Raw genomic sequence first — 11,653 nt, 5'->3', positions numbered from 1 at the left:
CTGCAATGGCGGGACAAAACGGAGAAATCGTTGTTAGGCGTAAGGGCGAAGCATTTTCCTGAAGGTTGTTCCAATTAGCGCAACCTCTTTGTGTAAAAGTTAAAATCGCTCTTAAGAAAGACTTTTCAAAAAATGCTTCGCCCTTACAAATATCTCGAGCTGAAGCTCGAGTTACGAAAGAAGAGGGATTCAGGATCACAGGCCAGCACAGGCCCTCACAGCCTGGGCACCACTTGCCTTTTCACACAATAATTCATCACTCGTAATTCGTAATTTTTAATAAAAACTGTTCTTTTGAGCAGCCGTAGTTCTGCTTTATTTTCTGCGCTTAATTAGGTGTTACGGCTATTCTGCCTTTCCATTTTTCGGTACCTTTTTTTGCCACTAAAATTACTTGAAACAAACTTTTGGGTTTAATTAGATTTTGGTTGTAAATTCAAAAAGAAACCATCGTTTGAAACGCACAAGGAGAATTAATATGTGCATTAGTCATCGTATTCTTTCCTTCCTGGCATTTTTCATGTTATTACTGTATGTGACGGCCTGTGGTACCAAATCGGTTATGATGAAGGTGATGCGTCCGGCGGAGATTAACCTGAAACAATATGCCAAAATTGCTTTAGGCGATTTTGTTAACGCTGATGGAAAAATCGATCAGCATGCCCGTGACTTACGCGATCTGTTTACCGAACAGCTCATGGCCACCGGGCGATTCGAAGTAATTGATCGCCAGAGCCTGGGAAAAATTCTTGAAGAACAAAAACTGGCCATTTCCGGACTGGTTGACGAGCAAAGCGCTCCCCGAATCGGTAAATTGTTGGGCGTTTCTGCCTTTATTTTTGGGCGCATAACCACAGACCGCTTCAAACAGACATTGGTGCATGATGAGCCGTACAAAGACAAAAAAGGCAAGCGACATCAGTGGCATCGGCGTAAGGGCCGCTATGACCTAAACGTGTTCATTAAAATCATCGATGTACAAACCGGGAAGATCATTGCTTCCAGAGAGCTTCGCGCAAGCCAAAGCGCTAAAAAATCTGGTCTGGATAAAATTCCGCCGTCCATTGACCGCAATGCCTTGTACCGCAAGTGCTTAACGGACATTGCCAACCAATTCAGGCGCATGATCGCCCCTTTTGAAGTGACCGTAAAGGCTCAGTTCCTGGTCGATGACAAAGTGCCCGAAACCGGCCAGGCCGTGGCCATGTTTAAATCGGGAGAATGGGAAAGCGGTTTGCAATTATTGAAACAGGCCGGAGAAAAGCCGCTACCCAAGGAACAAAAGGCCAAGGTGCTTTACGATCTGGGACTGGCTCAGATGTATCTGGGACAACATGACCAGGCTATTGAAAATTTACGAAAAGCTGTGGCCTTAAAGCCCGGTGAAAAACGGTATCAGAAAGCTCTGGTAACAGCCAAAGAAGAGAAAAAAAAGGCGGAAGAATTGAAAAAACAACTGCCATAGCCGGGTAGAGGCTTCAGAAGGTGCGAAAGTCTGATTTGTAAATGATCTGCGTTGTGGTTATTTTGCCATAAAACAGAGGAAGCCCATGTACCAGCAGTTTGCCCAATATTATGACCTCATTTTTCCATTTAGAGAAAATACATTTCAGTTTTTAAGAAGCTGGTTAAACAAGCCGCCAGGCGCCATTCTTGATCTGGGCTGCGGCACAGGCAGTTATCTTGCCCGTCTGGCGCAAGAAGGATATGAAGTGGTGGGTGTTGATCTGAATGAGGCCATGCTTGAAAAGGCGCGCCAAAAATGTCCACATGGAAAATGGCTGGCCCTTGATTTAATCCATCTGGAGAAACTTAACCCATTATTAAAGAAGGAACACATGCCCGGATTTGATCTGATATTTTGCATTGGGAATGTGTTGTCTTATTTAGCGCCAGAGGAACTGAACGGCTTATTGAGTCAGGTCTTTGATTTGCTCAGGCCCGGAGGCCATTGGATTTTTCAACTGGTTAACTGGCAAAACATTTTAAAACAGAAGCATTTTCAGTTTCCGGTAACGGAAAATGCAACGCACAACATTCGCTTTTTTCGCCAGTATCTGGAACTGAACCTGGCCGGCGCCCTGTTCAAAACCAAATTAGTGAAAGAAGAGGAAACGCTGTTCGAGGAGCAGCAACGACTTTTTGCGCATACCAGCCACTCCATTAAGACCTGGCATGAACAAACCTCGTTTGAGCCGGTTGCTTTGTTTGGCGATTTTAAAAGAAACCCGTTTGTTGAGGAGCAATCGGGCGCATTAATTGGCGTGTTTAAAAAAGGGGAATAAAATCAGGGGGTCAATAACGCCCATGTAAGGGATTCTCAGCATGACATGCCGGCACGGGCCCTCCCTGATTGTCATTTCGACCGATTCGTGGAGCAAAAGCGACGTGCAGAGAGGAGAAATCATATGGCGGAATATCTTCCCCGAACGTGTCATTCCGGCCGAGCACAAGCGAGAGCCGGAATCTCTTTAATCATGTAAGGGATTCTTCTCACAAGCCCTCACCCTCTTAATACCTCTCTTCCGAAAATCGAGAGAGGGTGAAACAAAGCCCATATAAGGGATTCTCAGAATGACATGCCGGCACGGGCTTTAAGTCATAGGCACCACTTGCGCTTTCAAAAAATAATTCGTCATTCGTAATTTTTAATTAAAATATGAAGAGTTGTACGACCCGTTCTCTTTTGTGTATTGGTAACTCTGTTATGTTCTTTGTAGTCCTTTAATGAATTCCTGTTGAAATATTAGCTACCGTACATGTTCCATGCAATCGGATTTTGTTTTGAGGCATTTTCTTTTTAACTTAAAAGTTAAAATTAACGATGATTAGGGAAGTCTTTATGCGGACTTTAAGCCAGATTCTAAGTTATTTGCTGCCTGTTTTTTATTTAATTGTTTTAGGTGTGTATTACAGCATCTATTTTGGCAATGAAAGAAAATACGAAGACAAAACCCGGATCATTTTACTCGGTCTAATCATTATTCATGGCATTGAGATAGTTGTTCGCCAGATATTTCTGAAAGCCATGCCCATGTCTTCTGCCTTTGATGCCCTGTCGTTTTTAGGATTTGCCATCTTACTGGTCTATTACATTATTGAAAATACGTTTGAAAATCGGGCTTCGGGTTTTTTTATTCTGTCGTTTGCCTTTTTCCCGGTTCTCATTTCCGCATTTCAGCATGACTGGCAGGCTGAATCAAATCCCTTACTCAGCGATCCAACCTTTACGATCCACGCTTCATTGAATATCATCGGTTACACGGCTCTGGCGATTAGCGCGATTTATGCTTTACTTTATCTCATTCAGTATCGTAATATCAAGAAAAAGCGGTTCAACAAAATATTCGAACAGCTTCCTCCGCTTTCCTATCTTGAAAATATGAGCAAGCGCGCTGTGTTAATAGGCATCATCCTGATGGGCATCGGTATTTTTTTAGGACACGTCCAGACCAGACGTGCCTTTGGACAATTTTTCTATTCCGATCCTAAAGTGATCATCACCGATTTAATCTGGCTGTCTTATTTGATTATTTACCTGGCAGCACATTTCAGAAAATGGTCTGCCCGCGTTATGGCCTATTTGTCCATCACCGGCTTCATCGTGTTGTTGGCGGGGATGGCTTTTGTGCTCACGGTGGGAAGATCGTTTCATGAATTTTATTAAAATTGAAAGCAAGGATGAATACACAGATACCCTTAAGTTTAATCGGCATTTCCCATAAAACAGCAAAGGTCGAGATTCGGGAAGAATTGGCCTTTTCCAGAGAAGAACAGCAAGCGCTGCTCGAAGTCTTACCCGCAAAATTTGATTTGCGTGGTCTGATTGTACTTTCCACCTGCAACCGTACGGAAATTTACCTGAGCGGCGCGTATCACGATCAGCAACTGACCGAAATACGACGCTTTTTAAATACCTTCAAAAAAGGCGATTACTTTACCAGTGATGACTACATCTACGTTCTTAAGGGCAAAGAAGCTGTCTTTCATTTTTTCAGAGTCATTTCCAGCCTGGATTCTCAGATTTTGGGTGAACCGCAAATTACCGGTCAGGTTAAAGAGGCCTACTATTTCTCCTATGACCTCAATAAAACCGACGCTTTGTTAAATAAATTGGTCAATTACGGATTGCAGGCTGAAAAAAAGGTCAGGAGCGAAACCTTCCTTTCAGAAGGCGCAGTGTCCGTAAGCTATGCCGGCGTAGAACTGGCCCGCAAAATTTTTACCAATTTATCCGATAAAACGGCTTTGTTAATTGGCGCAGGTGAAACGGCTGAGCTGGCTGCTCAGCATTTTCTGGAAAAGGGCGTAGGGAAAATATTGATCGCCAATCGAACATTTGAAAAAGCTCAGGAACTGGCCAAACGCTTTGCCGGTGAAGCCTATGGTTTGAAAGACCTACCCGAAATCGTGCAACAGGCCGATATCGTTATCTCCGCCACCTCCAGCACCGATTTTGTGCTGACAACCGAAATGGTAGCGCCCATCCAGAGACAACGGGCCAACCGTCCTCTGTTTCTGATCGATCTGGCCATTCCGCGAGACATCGATCCGGAACTGGATGAGCTCGATTCGGTGTACCTCTACAATCTGGATGATCTCAATGAGGTGGTGCAGAGTAATTTAAACCGGAGAAAAAAGGAAATTCCAAGGGCAGAGAAGATCGTTCTCTATTATGTGCATGAATTCGTGGAATGGTTGTCGACCCATGCCTCTTCTCAAATAATTGGTAAACTTAAAAACTATTTTGAAACATTACGCAAAAGTGAGTTGCAACGTTTGAAATCCCGGCTTCCTAACGACGGTTTTGAAAATGTGGAATACTTAACCGAAAGTATTCTCAATAAAATTTTACATCAACACATTAAATTATTGAAAGCCAATCTTTCCGATGCCCAAAAATATGAGCAATATCTTGAATTTTTAGAAGCGCTTTATGAATTTGAAAAAAAATCGTAAAGGAGTACAATGCTAAATAAAGTACGCATCGGCACAAGAGGAAGTGCCCTGGCCCTATGGCAGGCCGGATTTGTAGAATCTGAGTTATGCAAACATTACCCACAGCTCGAGGTTGAGCGCGTCATCATTAAGACCCAGGGCGATCGCGATCAAAAATCATCATTGACGCGGATTGGCGGACAGGGCGTCTTTACCAAGACCATTGAAGAGGCGTTATTGCGCCATGAGATCGATGTCGCTGTGCACAGTTTAAAAGATTTACCTTCGGATATGTCTGCGGACCTGGAACTGGCGGCCATCCCGCAACGCGGTGCGGTGGAAGATGTATTGATCACCCGCGATGGCCGGACACTGGCTCAGTTGCCGCCTGGGGCCCGGATTGCCACCGGCAGCATTCGACGCCGCTGCCAGTTATTGCAAATGCGCCCGGATCTTAAAATGGAAGATTTACGGGGCAACATTGATACCCGTTTAAAAAAGTTGCAAAAACAAAATTTAGACGGTATCATCATGGCTCTGGCTGCTATTAAACGGTTGAACATTGAAGGTTTGCACATGCACATTTTTCAAAGCGAAGAAATGATCCCGGCCATCGGACAGGGCGCCATTGGCATCCAGATGCGTACAGGCGATGCAAACTTAAAAACCATGTTGCAGGCATTGAATCATCCTCCCACCTATTTTAGCGCTCTGGCCGAGCGAAGTCTGTTGAAGACCCTGGATACGGGTTGCCAGTTTCCGGTAGGGGGGTATGGACAGGTAAACCATGGCCAATTGACATTATTGGGTTTTGTGGGGAGTGAGGATGGGAAAAGCTTGATCAGAGATCGCGTTTCCGGTCCAGTGGAACAGGCGCAAGAACTTGGCGTACAATTGGCTGAACAATTGTTGCAAAAGGGCGCCAGAAAACTCCTGCAAACGTTTAGAAGTGAGAATGAGATTAAAAAATAAGCGTATTGTCGTTACACGGCAGGCGCAACAGGCACGAACATTCATTCAGGTGATTGAAAAAGAAGGCGCTCAAGCCCTGCTGTTTCCAGCCATTGCAACGGTCGCTGCCGACTCGAATGCCGCGGAGCAGGAACGCGTACTCTCAGAGCTGGATCAGTTTGACTGGTTGATTTTTACCAGTGAAAACGCGGTTAAATTCTTCATGAAACAACTGAAGAACAAAGGCTTGCAGTTGCCGGAGGTTCGAGTGGCGGCCATAGGCACAAGGACGGCGCAAATTCTTGAAGCCCGGGGGATTGCCATCCATTTGCTGCCTGATGATTTTTCGGCCAGGGGATTGCTGGATGCCTTTTCCACCCATGATTTACGGGAAGTGCGCATACTGCTGCCCACTTCTAATCTGGCACGTGAAGAGTTGGCCACTGGATTGAAACTGCATGGCGCGCGAGTTGAAAAAGTTGCCTTTTACAAAACGGTGCCCAATCCGGATTTTGACAAGGAGCAATTCCGATCTCTGCTGGCCGATAAGGCCATCGATGTCATCACCTTTTTTAGTCCGTCGGCTGTAAATTTTCTGCTGGAAATTTTAGGGGATGAAGGGTTGAATTTGTTGCAAACGAGTGAAACGCATTTAGCGGCGATTGGGCCCACAACCGCCAGAGCGATCAACATGCGCGGATTAAAAGTACACATTCGCTCCACTGTTAGTACCTCCAGGGGGATGTTGGACGCCATTGTTAATTATTACAAGGGAAATGGAAATGAGTGAAGACAATCTGTTTTTAAAAGCCATACACAAAAAAGCGGTTGAACGGACGCCTATCTGGATCATGCGTCAGGCCGGCCGCTATTTGCCAGAATATCGCGCTATTCGTGAGAAATACGATTTTTTAACGGTCTGTAAAACCCCGGAACTGGCCGCCCGGGTAACGTTGCAACCCATCGAACGGTTTGATCTGGACGCTGCCATTCTCTTTTCTGACATTCTGGTTATTCCGGAAGCCATGGGGCAGAAACTGGAATTTTTAGCAGATCACGGGCCCAAACTTTTGCCCCCTGTACGCAGCAAAGAACAGGTTGACCAGCTATTCCCTGATGGAATTGAAGAAGGCCTGCACTATGTAGCCGATGCCGTGAAGATGATCCGACAGGAGTTGCAGCCCGACAAAGCGCTCATCGGTTTTAGCGGATCGCCCTTTACTCTGGCGGTGTACATGATCGAAGGGAAAACAACCAGACATTTTAAATACATTAAGGGGCTGATGTACCGCGAGCCGGAGCTGCTGCACGCTCTTCTGGAAAAGCTGAGCGAGGCGGTGACGCGCTATCTGACCATGCAAATGGAAGCCGGCGCCCAGGCCGTTCAGATTTTTGATACCTGGGGCAGTATTTTGCCTCTGCATCTGTTTGATGAATTTTCGGCCAACTATCTTAAAAAGATCAGCCAGAATCTGACAAAACTGGGCAAGCCGGTCATCCTGTTCAGTCTGGGGGGGATGGATCACCTGGCCCATTTGTCCGGTAGTCTGGCGCAGGCTCTGGGAGTCGACTGGCAAACAGACCTGGAGCAGGCCAAGATTTTAATGCATCCGGAATATGCCTTACAGGGCAATCTAGATCCGACAGTGCTCTATGGCAGCAAGTCCGTCATCACGCGGGAAGTGGAACGCATCCTCAAAATCTTCGGCAAAGATAGCGGGCATATTTTTAATTTAGGCCACGGCATTCACCCGGACGTACCCATCGAAAACGTGGAACACCTGGTGCAGGAAGTTCGGCGGATCAGTCAGGAAATAAGGAAGTGAGGAAAAATAGAGTGCAGTCCGTTCACCAGATGAAAGCAAAGGTTGGAAAAGACCATAATGAACCATTCAACCAATTAACCTTTCAACCATTCCAGGAATCACACCATGCGTAATAAACATCAAATAAACGTCGATATCAGCCTTCTGAAGAAGTATGATCAACCGGGGCCGCGGTACACCAGCTACCCGACAGCCCCCTATTTTCAGGAAGGCCTTGAACAGGAGACCTACATTCAGCACATCAAACGCGACGATCAGGTGCGGCACGGTGAGCCGATTTCCCTGTACTTTCATCTGCCGTTCTGCGATACCCTGTGTTACTTTTGTGGCTGCAATATGATGGTTACCCACAATCGACAGAAGATTGAAACCTATGTCGATTATCTCATTAAAGAGATGGAACTACTGCGACCGCTCATTCATGCCGACCGCAAAGTCATGCAATTGCACTGGGGAGGCGGAACGCCAACCTATCTGAGCCCGGAGCAAATACGCCGTCTGGGGCAGGCCATTCACCATTTTTTTGAATTTGAAAAGCGGGCAGAGATCAGTGTAGAAATCGATCCTCGTGAATTGACCAGAGATCATATGGTGGCGCTGAAAGAGGTTGGATTTAATCGTTGTAGTATGGGCGTGCAGGATTTTAATCCACAGGTGCAAAAAACGGTTAATCGCATTCAGCCCGAAGACATTACGCGTCAAACCGTTGACTGGGCGCGTGAACTTGGCTTTCAGAGCGTCAACATTGACCTGATGTACGGCTTGCCTTTCCAGAATGTGGCCTCGTTTGAAAAGACACTGGACATTATTCTGGATATCGACCCCGATCGCCTGGCTGTGTTTAATTACGCCCATTTGCCCTCCATGATCAAGCATCAGCGGTTAATTAAAGACGAATGGCTACCCAAACCACAGGAAAAACTGGAATTACTCAAACTCAGCATCGAAAAATTAACTTCATCCGGTTACGTGTACATTGGCATGGATCATTTTGCCAAACCGGACGATGAGCTAACTCTGGCCATGAACGAGGGCACCCTCTATCGTAATTTTCAGGGCTATTCCACCCACGCCGGATTAAATCTGTTTGCCATCGGCATTACCAGCATTAGCATGCTCAGCGATCTGTATGTTCAGAATGTCAAAAAGCTGGAGCCCTACTACAACAGTCTGGATGAGGGACGTTTACCTGTTTACAAAGGCGTGGAATTGACCGAAGACGACCGGTTAAGAAGGGAAGTCATTACAGAGCTGATGTGCAATTTTCGCCTGCAAAAAGAGAAAATAGAACAAAAATACGATATCGATTTTGATGACTATTTTGCCGATGCGTTGCAGCGTTTAATTCCCATGCAGGAAGATGGCTTAATCGAATTACAGGAAAAGCGCCTGCAGGTTACCACCATGGGGCGCCTGTTAATTCGCAATATTGCCATGCAGTTCGATTACTATTTAGCGAAGCAGGAAGGCCGGAAGCCTCAGTTCTCGCGAACCGTTTAATCAAGGATGAAACGTTTATGAAGATAGCCATTCTTTTAGCCAATATGGGCGGGCCGGATTCGCTGGAGGCAGTAGAACCGTACTTATTCGAAATTTTTAAGGACCCGGATATTATTGATATCCCTTTACCGAATTTTTTACGTATCCCGCTGGTTCGTTTTTTCGCAAAAAAACGTGCCCCGGAGAGCACGGAAATTTACAAAAAATTGGGTGGAAAAACGCCTTTGCTAGAAATTACCCAGGCCCAGGCCCGCGCCTTAAAACAGCTGTTAAACGAAGAACAGCAGGCGCGCTTTGAAGTGCTGCCGGCTATGCGCTACTGGCATCCCTTTATGGAAGAGGCATGGCAAACCGCGCTGCAGGGCGGGTTCGATAAAATCGTGATTCTGAGCATGTACCCTTTTTACTCGTCCACGACCAGCGGCTCTCTGATCAATGAGACCAAACGTTTGATGAAAAAATACAACATGGATCAGAGCAGGGTGGTAATCGTCGATCGCTTTGGGCATCACCCTCTGTTTATTGAGAGCATGTTGGAACAGCTGCGTAAGTATCTTTCACAAAATGGTGAACAGGAGGAAACCCATCTGCTATTTAGCGCACACAGCATTCCCATGAAACGCATTCATGCCGGAGATCCCTATTTTGAAGAAATCAATAAGGCAGTGAAGCGCATTTGCCAGTATTTCCCGGAAGATCGCTTTAAATTCCATCTGGCTTTTCAAAGCAAGTTAGGGCCCATTCGCTGGCTGTCGCCTGCCACATCAGATAAGATTGAAGAGCTGGCCCTGCAGGGCGTAAAACGCCTTTTTGTCTTTCCCCTGGGATTTGTGGCCGATAATTCAGAAACCGTTTTCGAAATCGGTATGTTGTACAAAGACCTTGCCCTGCAAAAAGGTATCGAATCGTATGTTCGTATTGAAGCCTTAAACACTCAGCCCCTGTTCATCAAGGCTTTACAGCAAATTGTACTGGAAAAAATTGGGTTTTAGCACTCAATAAATTACCAAAAGGTAATAAGAAGGGAAAAGATGAGCAGAGGAGTCAAAAGCAAAAAGGAGAAGAAACCATGCGTGTTGCCATCATTGGCGCTGGCATTTCCGGACTTACAACGGCTTATTTCTTAAAACAAAAAGGACTGGACGTGCAGGTCTTTGACAAAAATGACTACATCGGCGGCTCAATGATTACCGAAAAACAGGATGGATTTTTAATAGACCTGGGGCCCAACAGTACCCTGGAAACTTCAGAAGTTTTACGCAATCTGATCGATCAGGTCGGTTTGTCCTCGCAAAAAGTTTATGCCAACGAATTGAGCAATAATCGTTATGTGGTGCGCGATGGCGCTCTGCACGTTTTGCCTCTTTCTCCTCCGGCTTTTCTAAAGACGCACCTTTTTTCCTGGAAGGCCAAGTTGCAACTTCTCAAAGAACCGTTTTTACCAAAGGTGCAGGCGGACGATATCTCCCTGGCTGATTATGTACGATACCGCCTGGGCGAAGAGTTTCTGGATTACGCCATTAATCCCTTTGTGGCCGGCGTTTATGCCGGTGATCCTGAGCAATTAAGCGCTCCGGCCGGTTTTCCGAAATTGTACAACCTGGAACAGAAATATGGTTCGTTTATTAAAGGCGCTATCAAAGGGAAAAAAGAGCGTAAAAAGCGTCAGGAGGTCGCCAAAGACCGGGCCAAAATGTTTTCCTTTTTAGACGGCATGCAGGTTTTCCCTCAGGCACTGGCCCGGCAATTGGGGGAGGCGATCCATTTGAATTGTGCTGTGCAGGAAGTGGTGCCTCAGGAAAAAGGGTTTAAACTGATCGTTCAGGAAGCATCGGCTCAGAAAGAGTACGTTTTTGATCAGGTGGTGATTTCGGTGCCCACTTACGCCCAGGCCCAAATGTTAAAACCTGTGTTGAAAGAGCGGGCCCGGTTGCTGGAAGAGGTGCTGTACCCGCCGGTTTCGGTTGTGTTTATGGGCTTTGAGCGTGATGCGGTGACTCATCCCCTGGACGGGTTTGGCTTTTTGCTGCCTGCCAGAGAACAAAAGCAGATTCTTGGTTCCATTTTCAGTTCCACCATTTTCCCCGGCCGTGCTCCGCAAGGCAAGGTGGCCCTTACCACCTTTGTCGGAGGAACGCGAAGTCCGGAAAACGCTTTGAAGGATGACCAGGAACTGACAGAAATGGTTCTAAAAGATCTGGATGCCTTACTTGGCCTGAAAGGGCAGCCGGTGTTAACCCGGATTGGCCGCTGGCCCCGGGCCATCCCTCAGTACACCCTGGGATACAAAAACGTTCAGGCACTGTTCGATGAAACAGAAGCGCAATTTTCCGGCCTCTTTTTTGCCGGAAACTTCCGGCGCGGAATCAGTGTTGGCGATAGCGTTCTTAGCGCGTTTGAAACATCAGAAAAAATGTTAAAAGAAAAATAAGGAGAGC

At 46.3% G+C, this 11,653-nt stretch carries 10 protein-coding genes; all 10 read left to right on the top strand.

Translation table 11 applies throughout. From position 1 onward, the window contains the following. The first annotated feature begins 478 nt into the window (after nt 1–478). The 10 genes from ACWB0I_RS05750 (at nt 479) to hemG (ending at nt 11,646) form a co-directional block, all read left to right on the top strand. Nucleotides 479–1,465, top strand: a complete 987-nt coding sequence (locus ACWB0I_RS05750) for a CsgG/HfaB family protein (protein ID WP_479387085.1) — start codon at nt 479–481, stop codon at nt 1,463–1,465. Nucleotides 1,466–1,550: 85 nt separating this feature from the next. Further along, nucleotides 1,551–2,285, top strand: coding sequence for a class I SAM-dependent DNA methyltransferase (locus ACWB0I_RS05745; protein ID WP_479387084.1), 735 nt, complete (start codon nt 1,551–1,553; stop codon nt 2,283–2,285). Nucleotides 2,286–2,842: 557 nt separating this feature from the next. Then, complete coding sequence (locus ACWB0I_RS05740) at nt 2,843–3,667, top strand: cytochrome C assembly family protein (RefSeq protein WP_479387083.1); 825 nt, start codon at nt 2,843–2,845, stop codon at nt 3,665–3,667. Between the two features lie 14 nt (nt 3,668–3,681). After that, a complete protein-coding gene (hemA, locus tag ACWB0I_RS05735) occupies nt 3,682–4,959 on the top strand; it encodes a glutamyl-tRNA reductase (RefSeq protein ID WP_479387082.1) in 1,278 nt (425 codons plus the stop codon). 9 nt (nt 4,960–4,968) lie between these two features. Continuing rightward, nucleotides 4,969–5,910, top strand: coding sequence for a hydroxymethylbilane synthase (gene hemC / locus ACWB0I_RS05730; protein ID WP_479387081.1), 942 nt, complete (start codon nt 4,969–4,971; stop codon nt 5,908–5,910). Further along, nucleotides 5,894–6,679, top strand: coding sequence for a uroporphyrinogen-III synthase (locus tag ACWB0I_RS05725; protein ID WP_479387080.1), 786 nt, complete (start codon nt 5,894–5,896; stop codon nt 6,677–6,679). The genes hemC and ACWB0I_RS05725 overlap by 17 nt, the downstream gene beginning before the upstream one ends. After that, nucleotides 6,666–7,715: a uroporphyrinogen decarboxylase gene (gene hemE / locus ACWB0I_RS05720; protein ID WP_479387087.1), complete on the top strand. Its 1,050-nt coding sequence runs from the start codon at nt 6,666–6,668 to the stop codon at nt 7,713–7,715. Before ACWB0I_RS05725 ends, hemE begins: the two co-directional genes overlap by 14 nt. Nucleotides 7,716–7,820: 105 nt before the next feature. Next, nucleotides 7,821–9,215: an oxygen-independent coproporphyrinogen III oxidase gene (gene hemN, locus ACWB0I_RS05715; RefSeq protein WP_479387079.1), complete on the top strand. Its 1,395-nt coding sequence runs from the start codon at nt 7,821–7,823 to the stop codon at nt 9,213–9,215. Between the two features lie 17 nt (nt 9,216–9,232). Further along, nucleotides 9,233–10,207 carry a ferrochelatase gene (gene hemH, locus ACWB0I_RS05710; protein WP_479387078.1) on the top strand — a complete coding sequence of 325 codons (975 nt, stop codon included), beginning with the start codon at nt 9,233–9,235 and terminating at the stop codon, nt 10,205–10,207. 77 nt (nt 10,208–10,284) lie between these two features. Continuing rightward, nucleotides 10,285–11,646, top strand: coding sequence for a protoporphyrinogen oxidase (gene hemG, locus ACWB0I_RS05705; RefSeq protein WP_479387077.1), 1,362 nt, complete (start codon nt 10,285–10,287; stop codon nt 11,644–11,646). Nucleotides 11,647–11,653: the final 7 nt, after the last annotated feature.

Source organism: Caldithrix sp. (genome assembly GCF_056497305.1).
This window is presented reverse-complemented; position numbering and strand designations above follow the sequence as displayed.

Bases quoted from the DNA above. Each gene is read 5' to 3' on its own strand.
- ACWB0I_RS05750 (WP_479387085.1), top strand. From the start codon at position 479: ATGTGCATTAGTCATCGTATTCTTTCCTTCCTGGCATTTTTCATGTTA.
- ACWB0I_RS05745 (WP_479387084.1), top strand. From the start codon at position 1,551: ATGTACCAGCAGTTTGCCCAATATTATGACCTCATTTTTCCATTTAGA.
- ACWB0I_RS05740 (WP_479387083.1), top strand. From the start codon at position 2,843: ATGCGGACTTTAAGCCAGATTCTAAGTTATTTGCTGCCTGTTTTTTAT.
- hemA (WP_479387082.1), top strand. From the start codon at position 3,682: ATGAATACACAGATACCCTTAAGTTTAATCGGCATTTCCCATAAAACA.
- hemC (WP_479387081.1), top strand. From the start codon at position 4,969: ATGCTAAATAAAGTACGCATCGGCACAAGAGGAAGTGCCCTGGCCCTA.
- ACWB0I_RS05725 (WP_479387080.1), top strand. From the start codon at position 5,894: ATGAGATTAAAAAATAAGCGTATTGTCGTTACACGGCAGGCGCAACAG.
- hemE (WP_479387087.1), top strand. From the start codon at position 6,666: ATGGAAATGAGTGAAGACAATCTGTTTTTAAAAGCCATACACAAAAAA.
- hemN (WP_479387079.1), top strand. From the start codon at position 7,821: ATGCGTAATAAACATCAAATAAACGTCGATATCAGCCTTCTGAAGAAG.
- hemH (WP_479387078.1), top strand. From the start codon at position 9,233: ATGAAGATAGCCATTCTTTTAGCCAATATGGGCGGGCCGGATTCGCTG.
- hemG (WP_479387077.1), top strand. From the start codon at position 10,285: ATGCGTGTTGCCATCATTGGCGCTGGCATTTCCGGACTTACAACGGCT.